Here is a 14,374-nt window from a genome sequence, read left to right on the forward strand (position 1 = left end):
AGCCTGCGGGAAGCGAAGCGGGATATCAGTTACTACCTGATGGATTACTACAACTGGCGGCGCCCACATCAACACAATGACGGGATAGCGCCAGCAGAAGCCGAAAAGCGGCTTAACTATGTGTCCGGATTTAGTTGACCACTACAAAAATAAACTCAAGATCACTCCCCGTCAGCACGGCGCAGCGCACCTGCAGCTTCAGCCGCTCCTTACGCTGGTGCTCAGTTTCGGTGAACTCAGCGCTTTCTATCCCCGCAGCGTCTTCGGGTTCTGGCCAGGACACCATCAGGCGGTCCCCCACGAGCCGAACCAATTGGCCTCCATTATTAAAAATGCTGCCCTGCTCAAGTAGCTTGATGGTCATCGAGTCAGATTCAAGTCCCAAACGGGGCAGATCACGAGCTAATGCGGATCCTTTTTCTGCCGTATGAGATCCTTGCGTACAGTTATTGTCAGAACTTCAAGGGGCGCGGCTGCCGCCGCTTAACGGCAACTCGCTACAACATTCATCAGACGATGACCTATGCCCACTTTGCACCGGATTATCTGAATGATGCGGTCCGCTTTAACCCGCTGGAACACCATCTTAAACCAGCTTGATCCTCCTCGAGAATGGGCCGAAAAAAGTGTCCACATTTTGCCAATTTTGGTGTCTTTTCACGTCCCAAAGTGTCCCCTTGTGTGGCACTCAACTCCTTGGGTTTAATGTAAATCATTGAATTAAAAGAAATAAAAATGGCAGCCTGGGCTGCCATTTTGTTGTGTCATGTCTGCGTTTACTTGGCGACGGTATCCACATCCGCTTCGAACGGGTGGCCGGTATTCTCGCGCATCAGGTTGACTTCGGCGCGGTTGTCGATCCAGTAGTCGGCATTCTTGATCCCCAGTTTTTCGGGGTGGAATACCGGGTCGATCCCTTGTGCCAGCTGGGCTTCATAGTCCTTCAGGCAGATGAAGGCGGTTTTTTGCAGCAGCAGGATGGCGATGATGTTGAGCCAGGCCATCAGACCCACACCGATATCACCCAGACCCCAGGCGAGATCCGCCGTCTTGACGGTGCCGTAGACGGTCGCCGCCATCAGGCCGATCTTCAACAGGAAGGTGAGCCAGGGACGGTTAATCTTGCGATTGACGAACGCAATGTTGGTCTCGGCGATGTAGTAGTAGGCGACGATGGTGGTAAAGGCGAAGAAGAACAGTGCGATGGCGACAAAGTAGTTGCCAAAGCCCGGCATCATGCTCTCCATGGCGGTCTGCACGTAACCCGGGCCTGCGGCCACGCCGGCGATACCGGTGTAGAGGGCGGCACCTTCCGGACCCTGTACGTTGTACAGGCCGGTGATGAGCAGCATGAAACCGGTGGCGGAGCAGACGAACAGGGTGTCGATGTAGACGGAGAACGCCTGCACCAGACCCTGCTTGGCCGGGTGGCTCACTGCGGCAGCGGAGGAGGCGTGCGGGCCTGTTCCCTGGGCGGCTTCGTTGGAGTAGACACCACGTTTTACCCCCCACATGATGGCCAGACCCAGGATGGCGCCGAAGCCGGCGTCCAGACCGAAGGCGCTCTTCCAGATCAGCAGGATGATGGAGGGCAGTTGGCCGATGTTGAGGGCGATGATGACGCAGGCAACGATGATGTAGCCGAGCGCCATGAAGGGCACCACGGTACTGGCAAAGTTGGCGATCCGCTTCACGCCGCCGAAGATGATGAAACCGAGCAGCAACGCCAGCGCGGCAGCCGTCACGTTCGGATCGATGGCGAAGGCGGTCTGCAGGCTGGAGCCGATGGAGTTGGCCTGTACACCCGGCAGCAGGACACCGCAGGCGAAGATGGTGGCGATGGCAAAGATCCAGGCGAACCAGCTCATGCCAAGCCCTTTATCGATGTAGAAGGCCGGGCCACCGCGATACTCGCCGTTGAGCTTCTCTTTGTAGACCTGACCCAGGGTGGACTCCACGAAGGCGGAGCTGGCGCCGAGGAAGGCCACCATCCACATCCAGAACAGGGCACCCGGACCACCGAAAGTGATGGCGGTGGCGACACCGGCGATGTTACCGGTACCGACCCGGCCTGCCAGGGTCATGGAGAGCGCCTGGAAGGAGGAGACGCCCGCTTCGTTGCCCTTGCCTTGGAACATCAGGCGGATCATGCCTTTGATGTGACGCACTTGCAAAAAACGGCTGCGCAGGGAGAAGTAGAGGCCGACCCCGAGGCACAGATAGATGAGCGCAGGGCTCCAGATTACGCCATTGATGGCATTGACGATTTCATTCATGTACAACAACTCCTTTGTTGCGCTGTCTTGGCGAGGTCTCTGCCTCGCTCCCTGTCGTTATTATGTCCAGTTTGTTAACAAGCTAGTTAGCAAACGGGATAGAGTGACACTCTGTCAGACGGTGGAAAAACCACGGTCTGCGTGGGATGTAACATATCTATTTGTCGCATTTCTGCCCAGCAAAAAAATCTGTCTTGTTGCAAATTTGTGAATTGACACCAGTGGCCGGATGATGGCAGGCAGTGATTTATGTGAGTAAAGATGACGCTCTCCTTGTTGATATGTGTAGTGAGAGCCAGACATAAGCAAACATAAGGCCAACCATGACAAATCATATTGAAAACCTGCAATTTCGCTCGGCGCAGCCCGCTGATGGCGCAACCCTTGCCCCCTTGTTCGTGCAATTGGGGTATCCTGCCGACGGTGATCAGCTGGTGGTGCGTCTGCTGCATCCGGACTCGGCCACTTCTGTCCTGTTGGCCATCCTGGCAGACAGTGTGGTCGGTGTGTTGGTGTGGCACCGGCTGCAACCCCTGCATGTTGCACCAGCATGGGGCCTGATCTCGGCGCTGGTTGTCGAAGAGAGGGCAAGGGGAGAGGGGGTTGGGGCCGGCTTGCTGGCGTACGCCGAGGCCCAGGCCCGGGTGGCGGGATGCAGCCAGCTGGAGCTATCCAGCAGTCTGAAACGGGAGGGGGCCCACCGTTTCTATCTGGCGCAGAATTATCAGGAACGACCCAAGCGGTTCGTCAAGCAGTTGTAACGCAAAGAGAAGGAGCAAGCGTGCTGGGATTGTTCAAATGGTTGCATCGCCCAGCAGGGACGCAACACCATGAAGAGGCGGAGATCTGGGAGCAGGCGCTGGCAGCCGTCCCCATCTTGCAAGGGTTGCGTGATGAGGAGCAGGCGAGGCTCATCCGGCTGGGGCGCCAGTTGCTCAAGCGCAAGACCCTGACCCAGCTCGGGGTCGAACTCACGGCGCGCCAGCAGGCGGTGCTGGCGCTGCAGGCGGTGCTGCCCATCCTGCATCTGGGCCTTGACTGGTATCGCGGCTTTCACGAAATCATCCTGATCCCGGAACCGGTCACCCGCCGCCAGGAGGTGCAGGACGAGTTTGGCCTGGTGAGTGAGGTGGAAGAAGAGAACGCTGGCGAGTCCTGGCCCCAGGGGCCGCTGGTACTGGCCTGGAGCGAGCTGCAGCAGGATGGGGACTGGGATGGCTTCAACCTCGTTATTCACGAGCTGGCCCACAAAATCGACATGCTGGGTGGGGAGGCCGACGGGGCGCCGCCGTTGCCGGGCAAGATGAGTCATCAGCAGTGGCAGCAGGCCTTTCAGGGGGCGTTTGATGCATTGAACAGGCAGCTGGACGCGGGAGAAGAGGCGGCCATCGATCTCTATGCCGCCGAGCATCCTGCCGAATTTTTCGCCGTCTGCTGCGAAAGCTTCTTTACCGATCCGCTGCGCTTGCGCAGCGTCTATCCGGCCGTCTATCAACAGCTGGAACAGCTCTTTGGTCAGGATCCCGCGGCGCGTTTTCCGGCAACGCGCCTGTTGGCGGGAAGCCACGAAGGGGAATCGCCCGTCTGAGCCAGGCAAATGCGACGACGTACAGATAGCAAAAAGGCACCCGAAGGTGCCTTTTTCAATTCAAGCTGCGTGCAATCAGGCGGCGGCTTTGAGCTGCACGGCAGCGGCTTTCTTGTGATCGCCGATGGGCAGGATGGTGCGGCCATACTGTTCGTTCAGTACGGTGGCCATGGCCAGGTAGATGGCGCTGGCGCCGCAGATGATGCCTTCGAAACCGGCGATGGTGCCGATCAGCTCGCTACCGGTGAAGTCACGGGCGGCCAGCAGGAAGAACAGCACGGTCAGGGAGGCGAACACGAACTGCTTCACGCGCGGGTAGTTGACGGTGCCGATCAGCATGAACAGGGTGAACACACCCCACATCAGCAGGTACCAGCCCATGTAGGCGTGCGGAGTGGCTTCGGCCAGACCCATGGTCGGCATCACCATCAGGAACACCAGGCTCCACCAGAAGGTGCCGTAGGAGATGAAGGCGGTGACACCGAAGGTGTTGCCACGCTTGTACTCCATGATGCCGGCAATGATCTGGGCCAGACCGCCATAGCACAGGCCCATGGCCAGGATCATGGCGCTGATGGGGAAGAAACCTGCGTTATGGATGTTCAGCAGAATGGTGGTCATACCGAAACCCATCAGACCCAGGGGGGCAGGGTTGGCCAATTTTTCGCTCACGTAGCGTTCTCCAAAAAATAGAGGTGGGGGTTAACAAAAGACGCGCGATTTTAGGCAGGCTGGCAGCCCATCGCAAGGGGGAAAAGAAGATAAACAGTAAAAAAATTACGTGTTTTTTTGCATGTCGGCACAATTGCTCACCAAGCTAGCCCGTTTTGTGAGCAAAAGGTGTCAAAATAGTTGATTGGCTGTATTTTTCTTACGCACTGGTCTCTTGCATGCCCGGCTTACTCATCCAGGGTCAGCACCACCTTGGCCTCCTTGTCCTCCTCCTTGACCTGGCTGTCGAGCACGAACAACCGCTCCGGTGCTATGCCCTGGTTATCGACCAGAAACTCCTTGGTATTCTGGGCGCGGCGCATGGCCAGATTGCGCAGGGATTTGGCGGTGATCAGTTGCTGATCCCGCAGCAGGATCACCGCCTGGGCCCGCAGGGGGGCACTCTCTTCGTCCATATGGAGGCGATCGGCCAGCTCCCCCAGGTCTTCGTCAAAGCGCGCCTCGTAGGCATCGGCCAGCGCGGCCTGCATGGCGGGGTCTTGCTCCAGCAGATTGAGGTCGACCGGGTTGCCGGTGATCTTGGCCAGCACCCGCTCCAGCTTCTGGCGCTGCAATATGGGACGCTCTTCATTGAAATTGACCCTGCCACGAATGTTCAGGCTGAGCTTGGGACGCTCCTTGAGGGCCTGGGCCAGTTTGGCCAGCTTCGCCTGCTGGGTGGGAGTCAGCTCGGGGCTGCCGGGCAGGAAGGGAAGCTCGTCCAGATCTTTCGTGCCCCCCGCCAGGGAAGCCAGCAGGGAGAAGGGGGAGGTAATGGCCTTGCTCAGGGTGTTGCCGAGCACGTTCCAGAAGATGTTGCCGAGGCTGAAGTCGGGCTGATCCAGATCCCCTTTGACTTTCAGGTTCATCTGAATGACGCCGTTGGCGTCGCTCAGCAGGGCGACGGCCAGCCCCAGCGGCAGATCCTTGGCCTGCTCGCTTTTCACCTTTTCACCCAGTTGCAGCTTCTTGATGGTGATGTCGTTGTCACCCTCCAGCTTGCTGCCCTGCAACTTGTAGTTGAGCTTCATGGAGAGCTGACCCTTGTCGATGGCGTAACCGGCATAGGTGGTGGAGTAGGGGCTGAAGGTGGTGAGTTCCAGATTGGTGAAGGTGACGGCCACATCCAGCACCGGGTGCTCGATGAGCAGGTTGGTGCCCCCGCGAATGGTGACAGGTGCGTAGCGATCCACCTTGCCGTTAAAAGAGAGCTCCGAGCGTTGGCCCGGGATATTGCTGATATGGCGGCTCTGGCCGTTGAGGGAGGCAATATCTGCCACGAAATCCGAGCTCAGGCTGCGATCGGCAAAGCGCAGGTTGCCTTGCTCGGTGCGGATCTGGCCTATAGTGACGCGGGGGGCCGGGCCGCTGGCGGGCTTGTCGCCGGCCGGTTGTGGCAGCAGCAGTTGCTGGAGGTTGGTGACGCGATCCTCGTTGATCTCGATGCGAGCGAAGGGCTTGCGCAGCAGGATATCCTCAATATTCACCTGCTGGCGGATGCCGTCATAGTGCAGGCCGCTCAGTTGCAGGCGCTCAATCTGCAGCAGACGCTGGTTGTCGGCCCGATCCAGCACGTTGAGCCTCTCGATGTCGAGCCCGCCGCTCACCTCAAGCTTGCTGAGATCTCCCTTGGCATCGGTGGCCAGGGCAAGCTTGGTGCGACTGGCGAGCAGGCCGTCACGTACGCTGATGCGCAGCAGATCCTGCAGATAAGGCTGGGCCCATTTGAGGGATAGTCCTTGTTGTTTGAGCTCCCCGTCGAGGCTGAAGGGGGCAAGGGCCAGGGCGCCGTCAAATCCCAGTGAGCTCGGGTTTTTGGTGCCCTGGCTATTGAGGGTTGCCTGCAGGGTGAGGGGGCTGCGCTGAGCTCGCTCGCTGCCCAGCGGGCCGAGAGTGAGATCAAGGTTTGCGAGCTCCCGCTGCAAGGGCTTGCCGCTGCTTGATTCGGTCAGCTTGAGATTGCCTTGGGTGAGCTTGCTCTGTTTGAGCGTCCACTGCCAGGACTTGCTGCCTTCGGCCTGCTTGCTTGCCTTTTTGCCTGCCGGTTTGGCGGCAGGCTGCGGGATCAGCAGCGCGGCCAGATCCAGCTCCTGTTTGGCATTGAGATTGGCGGTGAGGGACGGGGCGCTCAAGGCAAGCCGCTCGGCCTTGAACGACTGCTTGGTGCCATCAAGCGCGATCCCGCTCAGGGCCAGCCGCTTGAAGCGGGCAAATTCGGCCCCTTTCGGGTGTTGCAACTGCCAGTTGTCCAGTTGCAGCTTGCCCTTGCTCAGCTGCCAGCCCAGCCCCTGTTTGCTCTGGTCGAGGCGGTAATCAAATTCGGCGCTGGCGCTTCCTTTGGACAGATTGACCTTGAGATAGGGAGCCCAGAGCGGGGCGAAGGGGGCCAGTACCAGCTTGCCGAGGCTGACGTTCCCCTTGCCGGCCCCGGTCAAGAGATCGAACTGGCCGCTCGCCTTGAGCGGGCTCTGTTTGTTGAGGGTAGCGCTCAGCTGAAAGTGGTTGGCGCCCCCCGTTGCTGTCGTGAAGCCTGGCAACTGCAAGTCAATGCCACCAAGTGCAAGGGTGGGCACCCAGCCAGGCGCGCTGGACTTGCGGCTGTCCTGGTAAACGACATCTCCCTCGTGCGCCGTCAACTTATTTATTTGCAGGACGAGCGGGGTGTCGCCGCTGTCAGCGACCGTTTCGCTGGGGCTCAGGACCCGGGCGAGAGCGTCGGTCAGGTTGAAGCGGACTCCCTCCTTGTTGTCGGCAAGGCGCACCAAGGTGACGGTTGGCTTGGTGAGGGTGACATCGCTCAGGATGATGGCGCGCTGGCGCCAGCTTTCGCCTAAGGCCGGTATGACCTGCAATCGCTCGAAGGCGACGATGGAGTGCTGCTTGTCATCGAGCAGGGCCGAGGGGCCTATGGTGAGTGACGGGGAGCGCAGGGTGACGTCAATCTCCCCCAGGGTGAGGTTCAGGCCGTAGTGGGTGGCCAGCCAGCCAGGCAAGTAACGCTGGGTGAGGGTCGGCGCCTGCCAAAGCAGGATGCCAAGGGCGATGAACAGGGCGGCGCACAGATAGAGGGCGTAGCGTAGAAGGCGGGGGCGCAGGGGCTTGGGCATGGGGGTCTCCAATTGATGCGCACAGGATAACAAATTGTCGGGGCACAATCATGGTGCCACTTGATGCTGCACGCCGTACTTTGTCCAGAGTCGGGTCAATTGTCCATTTTTCTCGAGTTTGTTCAGCCAGGTTTCCAGTTGATCCGTAGTGATGCTCGCAGTGGGGCTCAGCAGGGCCCTGAGCAGGTAGTGCTGATCCCATTTGTCGGAATAGAAAAGCTGCGCCGCCTGCTCCGGGTACTGGATACGGAACTGGTTCAGGTAGGAGAAATTGAGAATGACCACCTCACCGCGCCCCTTGAAGAGCCCTTGCAGGGCGCTGATGTTGTCCTTGACCAGGGTGATGTTGAAGCGGCGTTTGAGCTCTTCCGGCGAGGCATTCCAATCGGCGATGCCGTAGTGATAACCGCTGACGCCGATCAGCTGGCGCCTGGCGATATCCTTGAAAAAGGATTGATCCCGGTTGGGTTCCCTCAGGGCGACATACTTCTCGCCGCCCAGGAGCAGTGGCCGGGTCATGCGCACTGCGCCGGCATCCCAACCCCAGCGGATCTCTTCAAACAGGATGAGGGAGTAGCGACCAAGGGCCATGGCCCGGCTGCGGTGGACGGCGGAGGTGGGGACGAAGACGAAATGCACTTCCTGCTGGGCCTTGTTGAGCAGTGCGATGAGATCCAGCGTCAGTCCGCTGTAGCGGTTTTCTCCCTCCTTGACCACGAAGGGCGCGTAGGGGTAGCCACCGACCCGGATCAGGGGATGGCCCCACGCCGTAGAGCAGAGCAACAGCAGTAACCAGCACCAGCGTGTCATGGGATGTCCCGAAAGGGGGAAATGATCCCAGATTCGGTTAATCTGCGCTGGTTTTCAAGCCGTTAAGGGAATTAACGCAGCGCTGCTCGGCCGCGTCCAGCTCGGCCATCACCATCTGGATATCTTCGAGCTGCTGGCGCAGTACCTGGCGCCTGGAATCGATCAGCTGGATCATGGAGTGGAGCTGGTTTTTGCTCGAGCGGTCGGTGTCATACATGTCGAACAGCTCGCGGATCTCCGCCAGCGTAAAGCCCAGCCGCTTTCCACGCAGGGTCAGCTTCAGGCGGATCTTGTCCTTGTGGCGGTAGATGCGGGCTTGTCCCTCCCGGGTCGGGGTGAGCAGCCCTTCATCTTCGTAGTAGCGAATGGTGCGCGGCGTAATGTCAAATTCGTGGGCCAGCTCGGAGATGCTGTAGGTGATCTCCTTGCCGGGCAGGGCATTGGCCATGGTGATGGACTCCAGTTAGTGAGGGGATGGCTAGCAAAGCCGTGCTCGCAACCGCTCGGCATTGGCATGGAGGGCCTGACCGACCCGGGAGCCGTTGGGGCGACCGAGCCGCTCGCTCACCCACTGACCGGTGGCGGCCAGCTTGTCGAGATCCACCCCGGTACTCATGCCAAGGCCGTGCAGCAGGTAGATCACCTCCTCCGAGGCGACATTTCCGGAGGCCCCCGGTGCATAGGGGCAACCGCCGAGCCCGGCGACCGAGCAGTCGATGGTGCGGATGCCGCGCTCCAGCGCTGGCAGCAGGTTGGCCAGCCCCTGACCATAGGTGTCGTGAAAATGGACCGCGAGCCGGCCAGCCGGGATCTCGTGCAGTACCGCATCCAGCATGGGGGCAACCGTGCCCGGGGTGCCGACTCCTATGGTGTCGCCCAGGGATATCTCGTGACAGCCGAGATCCAGCAGGCGTTCGGCCATGGCCGCGACTCGCTTTGGTCGAGTGGGGCCGTCGAACGGGCAGGCGATCACGGTGGAGAGATAACCGCGCACCTTGATGCCAAGTTGGCGCGCCTCCTGCACCAGGGGCGCGAAGCGCACCAGCGACTCCTCGACGCTGATGCCGATATTGGCTCGGGTAAATCCATCCGAGCAGGCAGTGAAGAGGCCAATCTCGTCGGCGCGGGCGGCAAGGGCCGCCTGCAATCCCTGCAGGTTGGGCACCAGGGCGCCATAGCGGGTCGAGCCCTTGCGGGGCAGCGCCGCAAACAGGGCGGCGGAATCCGCCATCTGGGGTACCTTCTTCGGGGAGACGAAGGCCCCCACCTCGATCCGTTGCAGGCCGCTATCGGCCAGCCGCTGGATAAGTTCCAGGCGCTGCACCAGGGACAGGGTATTGGCTTCATTCTGCAGACCGTCCCGCGGCCCCATCTCCACCAGACTGACCCTGTCGTCCCTCACGTCATGTTCCCTCGTCATCGACTGCACTCCTGACTGTCTGTTGACTGATCCCCGGCAAATCGCACCAGCATGGCTCCCTGGCTCACCTGCTCCCCCTGCCTGCACTGCAGGGCCTCGATCATCCCGTCCCTATCTGCTCGCAAGACATGCTCCATCTTCATCGCCTCCAGCACCAGCAGGGGCTGCCCCTTATTGACGTGCTGGCCTGCCTCGACCTGTAGCGCCACCACGATGCCGTGCATGGGGGCAATCGCGCCCCTGGCGGCATCCGCACCCTGATCATGGTGGTGCTGATGGCGTTGATCATCGGCCGAGAAGCGAATGCGTTGACCGGCCAGCTGCAGCACATAATCGCCCCCGGCCAGCGAGTGGATGGGGTAGCGTTGCCAGCTCCCCGCCTGCTGAAGACGGATATTATCGGTGCCCAGCTCATAGGCGTGTGGTTCCTCTTGCCAGAACAAGGTGCCCGCACGCTCATGCAGGGTCACGACCTTGGCTTCCTCGCCAATTCGCACCGCCGCCGTAAAGCTTTTGGTCTGTCCCAGACGAAAGCCGACGGCCTGTTGCCAGGGAGAGGGACCGATGGGGCGACTGGCGAGCCAGAGCGTGGCGAGCGGCCAGACGAGCTCTGGAATGACCCGTGACTCGGTCGGAATGGGCCACTGGGTGTGGTGGCGCATCGCCAGCACATCGGGCTCTTCACACAGGCGCAGCAGCAGAGAGCCATTGTGCACCAGAGGGCCCAGCTCCAGCGCCGCCAGGGCGTCGGCCAGGCTGGCAAAAGCCTCGGCGCGGCTCTGGCCGTGGGCGATCAGCTTGGCGATCATGGGGTCGTAATAGGGACTCACCGCATCGCCGGCGGCAACGCCGGTGTCGATGCGTACCCCGTTCGGCCAGTTGAGCCACTCGATGGGGCCGCTGGCGGGCAAAAAACCGGCAGCCACATCCTCGGCGTAGAGGCGCGCCTCCACCGCGTGGCCTTGCAAGCGCACCTCCTCCTGGGTGAGCGGCAGCGCTTTTCCCTCGGCGACAGCCAGTTGCCAGGCCACCAGATCCTGGCCGGTGATGCACTCGGTCACCGGATGCTCTACCTGCAATCGGGTGTTCATCTCCATAAAGAAGAACTCCTCCCCGCACAGCAGAAACTCGATGGTGCCGGCGCCCCGGTAATCGATGGCCCGGGCGGCAGCCACGGCCGCTTCGCCCATGGCGCGGCGCAGGGAAGGGGAGATATCGGGGGCGGGAGCCTCTTCAATGACTTTCTGGTGGCGGCGCTGCAAGGAGCAGTCCCTGTCCCCCAGATAGATGGCATTGCCAAGGCTGTCGGCAAACACCTGCACCTCCACATGACGGGCCCTGGCCAGATAGCGCTCAAGGAGCACGGTATCATCGCCGAAGGCGGCCAATGCTTCCCTTTTCACCGCCGCCAGCGACTCGTCGAAGGTCTCTATCTGCTCGACCCGGCGCATCCCTTTACCGCCGCCGCCGCTGGCCGCCTTGATAAGGAGCGGAAAGCCGGTCAGTCGCGCCTGCTCGCGCAACACCTCGGGTGACTGGTCCGCGCCGTGGTAGCCCGGCAACACGGGCACTCCCGCCGCCTGCATCAGCGCCTTGGCGCCGGATTTGTCCCCCATGGCGAGGATGGCGGCGCCGCTTGGCCCGATAAAGCGCAGGTTGTGCTGCTCGCAGGCGTGGGCAAAGTCGCTATTCTCCGACAAAAAACCGTAGCCCGGATGAATGGCATCAGCGTTGGCCTCTTTGGCGATGCGCAGCACCTTGGCGGTGTCGAGGTAGCTTTCGCGCGCGGGGGCGGGCCCCAGATGCCAGGCTTCGTCGGCTTCGCGCACATGCATGGCGCAGGCGTCCGCATCCGAGTAGAGGGCGATGGTATGGATGCCGAGTCGGCGGGCGGTCTTGATGATGCGCACTGCGATTTCACCGCGATTGGCGATGAGCAGTCGTTTGATGGGGCTGATATGAGTCATGTTTCATCCTTGAAACGGGGACGCCAGGCGGGGGGGCGTTTGTCGAAGAAGGCTTGCATCCCCTCCTGGGCTTCGAGACCGACCCGCACCCGGGCGATGGTCTCGACGGTTCTCTCTTCATGAAGCGCGGGCGCGTGGTGTTCGATGGCGGCCAGCAGTCGCTTGGTCTCCTTCATCGCCTCCGGGCCGTTGCGACACAGTCGCAGGGCCAGAGCCCGCCCGTCGTGCAACAGTTGTTCCGGTTTGCTGAGCCGGTGTACCACATTGAGCCGGCAGGCGGTGATGGCATCGAACGGTTCGGCACTCAGCATGTAGGCGCGGGCTTGGCGCATCCCCATGGCGCGTACCACGTAGGGACTGATCACCGCAGGCACCAGCCCCAGGCTTACCTCGGAGAGGCAAAAGCGGGCATCGTCGCTCGCCAGCACCAGATCGCAGGCGCAGATAAGGCCGAGCGCCCCGCCGTAGGCGGCGCCCTGCACCAAGGCGATGGTGGGGAAGGGGAGCTCGTCCAGGGTTTGCATCAGCCGCGCCAGCACCCGGGCATCCTCCCGGTTGTGCTCGAAATCGGCGTGGGCCAGATTGCGCATCCAGTTGAGATCGGCGCCGGCGCAAAAATGTTTGCCCTCCGCCCGCAGGATCAGGGCGTGGGGCCGATCGGCGAGGGGCTGACCGTGACGATGGGCCAGATCGTCGAGGCAGTCGAGCAGACCCAGCATGAGATCGTCATCAAAGGCGTTGTGGCGGGCCGGACGCGCCAGGATCAGCTCGATCAGCGGGCCGTGCCGCTCCAGGCGAAAACCGGCCAGGGGGTCATTGCAGATTGGGTCGGACATGTCGAACTCCTTACATCCGGAAGATGCCGTACTGTTCCGAGCCCGTCCCAGCCCCCTGGCAGGCAGCCAGTGCCAGCGCCAGCACGGTGCGGCTCTGGGCGGGGTCGATGACGCCGTCATCCCACAGGCGGGCGCTGGCGTAATAGGGGTGGCCCTGTCGTTCATACTGGTCGATCACCGGGGCGCGGATGGCGGCAGCCTCCTGCTCGCTCAACATTTTTCCTTCCGCGGCCAGCTTGTCCCGGCGCACCTGCACCAGCACCCCGGCGGCCTGCTCGCCCCCCATCACCGAAATGCGACTGTTGGGCCAGCTAAAGAGAAAGTCTGGCTCATAGGCGCGACCACACATGCCATAGTTGCCGGCGCCAAAGCTGCCACCGACGATCAGAGTGATCTTGGGCACCCGACTGCAGGCCACAGCGGTGACCAGCTTGGCGCCATGTTTGGCGATCCCCTCTTTTTCCGCTGTGCTCCCCACCATAAACCCGGTGATGTTCTGCAGGAAGAGCAGCGGGATGGCGCGCCGGTTGCAGAGCTGGATGAAGTGGGCTCCCTTCTGGGCGCTGTCGCTGTGCAGCACCCCGTTGTTGGCGAGGATCCCCACCGGCATGCCGCAGATCCGGGCAAAACCTGTGACTAGGGTGGTGCCGAACAGCGCCTTGAATTCGTCAAAGTCCGAGCCATCCACCAGTCGGGCGATCAGCTCCCGCGCGTCATAGGGGCGCTTGAGACTGGTGCCCACCAGGCCGTAAAGCTCCTCGATGGGGTAGCAGGGGGGCTCGTAGCCGGGGTTGGTCTTTACCGGCTCATTGCCCAGGTGGGTCACCAGGGTGCGGGCGATGGCCAAGGCATGGGCATCATCGCGGGCCAGGTGATCGGCGACGCCTGAGTGGGCGCAGTGCACCTCGGCGCCGCCGAGGGCTTCTGCGCTGATCTCCTCGCCGGTCGCCGCCTTGACCAGCGGCGGGCCCGCCAGAAAGATGGTGGCCTGTTCCTTGACCATGATGGACTCGTCCGCCATGGCGGGCACATAGGCGCCGCCTGCGGTGCAGAGCCCCATCACTACCGCCAGCTGGGGGATGTTCTGGGCGGACATGCGGGCCTGGTTGTAGAAGATGCGACCAAAATGGTCCCGGTCGGGAAACACCTCATCCTGCATCGGCAGAAAGGCGCCGCCGGAATCCACCAGATAGAGGCAGGGGAGGTGCAGCCGCTCGGCGATCGCCTGGGCCCTCAGGTGCTTTTTCACCGTGAGCGGGTAGTAGGTGCCACCCTTCACGGTGGCATCGTTCACCACCAGCATGCAGAGTCTGCCCGAAATGAGCCCGATACCGGTGATGATGCCGGCGGCGGGCACCGGCTCGTCATAGACCTGCCATGCGGCCAGCGCCGAGAGCTCGAGAAAGGGGGAGCCCGGGTCCAGCAATTGATTGATGCGCTCGCGGGGCAGCAGCTTGCCGCGGGCCTGATGACGAGCATTGTTGGTGGCACCGCCGCCCTGGGCTATTTCGTCCAGGCGGGCATTGAGGTCGTCGACCAGCGCCTGCATGGCGGCTCGATTGGTCGCATATTCCGGGCTTGCGGTATCGAGGCGGGAGTGAAGTCTGCTCATGCGTCTGCTCCCTGTTGCAAGTGACTGCCGATGGCTGTGGCTGGAGC

General features: G+C 61.6%; 12 protein-coding genes and 1 pseudogene. 3 read left to right on the top strand and 10 right to left on the bottom strand.

Translation table 11 applies throughout. The annotated features are described in order from the left end of the window. A pseudogene (locus tag ACB028_RS08390) lies at positions 1 to 138 on the top strand (IS3 family transposase); the annotation flags it as partial. On the opposite strand, the gene ACB028_RS08395 reads toward ACB028_RS08390, so the two are convergent. Both ACB028_RS08395 and ACB028_RS08400 read right to left on the bottom strand, forming a co-directional pair. Next, the gene (locus tag ACB028_RS08395) at positions 131 to 364 is read right to left on the bottom strand and encodes a hypothetical protein (RefSeq protein ID WP_371144011.1); all 234 of its coding nucleotides are present in this window, start codon (positions 362 to 364) and stop codon (positions 131 to 133) included. The pseudogene ACB028_RS08390 and the gene ACB028_RS08395 overlap by 8 nt on opposite strands. A 412-nt stretch (positions 365 to 776) precedes the next feature. Beyond that, positions 777 to 2,276, bottom strand: a complete 1,500-nt coding sequence (locus tag ACB028_RS08400; protein WP_042069553.1) for a sodium:alanine symporter family protein — start codon at positions 2,274 to 2,276, stop codon at positions 777 to 779. Between the two features lie 323 nt (positions 2,277 to 2,599). Between ACB028_RS08400 and ACB028_RS08405 the strand changes: the two genes are divergently transcribed. Both ACB028_RS08405 and ACB028_RS08410 read left to right on the top strand, forming a co-directional pair. Further along, a complete protein-coding gene (locus ACB028_RS08405) occupies positions 2,600 to 3,037 on the top strand; it encodes a GNAT family N-acetyltransferase (protein WP_371144012.1) in 438 nt (145 codons plus the stop codon). A gap of 29 nt (positions 3,038 to 3,066) precedes the next feature. After that, on the top strand, positions 3,067 to 3,864 hold the full coding sequence (locus ACB028_RS08410; RefSeq protein ID WP_371144164.1) for a zinc-dependent peptidase: 798 nt from the start codon (positions 3,067 to 3,069) through the stop codon (positions 3,862 to 3,864). Between the two features lie 75 nt (positions 3,865 to 3,939). On the opposite strand, the gene ACB028_RS08415 is transcribed toward ACB028_RS08410, so the two are convergent. The 8 genes from ACB028_RS08415 to ACB028_RS08450 form a co-directional block, all read right to left on the bottom strand. Next, positions 3,940 to 4,536, bottom strand: coding sequence for a GPR1/FUN34/YaaH family transporter (locus ACB028_RS08415; protein WP_026457598.1), 597 nt, complete (start codon positions 4,534 to 4,536; stop codon positions 3,940 to 3,942). Between the two features lie 227 nt (positions 4,537 to 4,763). Continuing rightward, positions 4,764 to 7,682: a DUF748 domain-containing protein gene (locus ACB028_RS08420; protein WP_371144013.1), complete on the bottom strand. Its 2,919-nt coding sequence runs from the start codon at positions 7,680 to 7,682 to the stop codon at positions 4,764 to 4,766. 48 nt (positions 7,683 to 7,730) lie between these two features. Then, complete coding sequence (locus tag ACB028_RS08425) at positions 7,731 to 8,492, bottom strand: ABC transporter substrate-binding protein (RefSeq protein ID WP_042069547.1); 762 nt, start codon at positions 8,490 to 8,492, stop codon at positions 7,731 to 7,733. 37 nt (positions 8,493 to 8,529) lie between these two features. Continuing rightward, a complete protein-coding gene (locus ACB028_RS08430) occupies positions 8,530 to 8,940 on the bottom strand; it encodes a MerR family DNA-binding transcriptional regulator (protein WP_042029143.1) in 411 nt (136 codons plus the stop codon). Positions 8,941 to 8,970: 30 nt separating this feature from the next. After that, positions 8,971 to 9,912: a hydroxymethylglutaryl-CoA lyase gene (locus ACB028_RS08435; protein WP_371144014.1), complete on the bottom strand. Its 942-nt coding sequence runs from the start codon at positions 9,910 to 9,912 to the stop codon at positions 8,971 to 8,973. Continuing rightward, positions 9,909 to 11,879, bottom strand: coding sequence for a biotin carboxylase N-terminal domain-containing protein (locus ACB028_RS08440; protein ID WP_371144015.1), 1,971 nt, complete (start codon positions 11,877 to 11,879; stop codon positions 9,909 to 9,911). Before ACB028_RS08440 ends, ACB028_RS08435 begins: the two co-directional genes overlap by 4 nt. Further along, positions 11,876 to 12,715, bottom strand: a complete 840-nt coding sequence (locus ACB028_RS08445; RefSeq protein ID WP_371144016.1) for an enoyl-CoA hydratase-related protein — start codon at positions 12,713 to 12,715, stop codon at positions 11,876 to 11,878. Before ACB028_RS08445 ends, ACB028_RS08440 begins: the two co-directional genes overlap by 4 nt. 10 nt (positions 12,716 to 12,725) lie before the next feature. Beyond that, positions 12,726 to 14,327 carry a carboxyl transferase domain-containing protein gene (locus ACB028_RS08450; protein ID WP_371144017.1) on the bottom strand — a complete coding sequence of 534 codons (1,602 nt, stop codon included), beginning with the start codon at positions 14,325 to 14,327 and terminating at the stop codon, positions 12,726 to 12,728. Positions 14,328 to 14,374: the final 47 nt, after the last annotated feature.

The sequence above is a fragment of the Aeromonas sp. S9(2024) genome (assembly GCF_041403185.1).
Lineage (GTDB): Bacteria > Pseudomonadota > Gammaproteobacteria > Enterobacterales > Aeromonadaceae > Aeromonas > Aeromonas enteropelogenes.

What these genes read in the sequence shown, in the direction of transcription:
- ACB028_RS08445 (WP_371144016.1), bottom strand. Translation starts at nt 12,715, where the DNA reads ATGTCCGACCCAATCTGCAATGACCCCCTGGCCGGTTTTCGCCTGGAG.
- ACB028_RS08450 (WP_371144017.1), bottom strand. Translation starts at nt 14,327, where the DNA reads ATGAGCAGACTTCACTCCCGCCTCGATACCGCAAGCCCGGAATATGCG.
- ACB028_RS08400 (WP_042069553.1), bottom strand. Translation starts at nt 2,276, where the DNA reads ATGAATGAAATCGTCAATGCCATCAATGGCGTAATCTGGAGCCCTGCG.
- ACB028_RS08420 (WP_371144013.1), bottom strand. Translation starts at nt 7,682, where the DNA reads ATGCCCAAGCCCCTGCGCCCCCGCCTTCTACGCTACGCCCTCTATCTG.
- ACB028_RS08430 (WP_042029143.1), bottom strand. Translation starts at nt 8,940, where the DNA reads ATGGCCAATGCCCTGCCCGGCAAGGAGATCACCTACAGCATCTCCGAG.
- ACB028_RS08440 (WP_371144015.1), bottom strand. Translation starts at nt 11,879, where the DNA reads ATGACTCATATCAGCCCCATCAAACGACTGCTCATCGCCAATCGCGGT.
- ACB028_RS08395 (WP_371144011.1), bottom strand. Translation starts at nt 364, where the DNA reads ATGACCATCAAGCTACTTGAGCAGGGCAGCATTTTTAATAATGGAGGC.
- ACB028_RS08435 (WP_371144014.1), bottom strand. Translation starts at nt 9,912, where the DNA reads ATGACGAGGGAACATGACGTGAGGGACGACAGGGTCAGTCTGGTGGAG.
- ACB028_RS08425 (WP_042069547.1), bottom strand. Translation starts at nt 8,492, where the DNA reads ATGACACGCTGGTGCTGGTTACTGCTGTTGCTCTGCTCTACGGCGTGG.
- ACB028_RS08405 (WP_371144012.1), top strand. Translation starts at nt 2,600, where the DNA reads ATGACAAATCATATTGAAAACCTGCAATTTCGCTCGGCGCAGCCCGCT.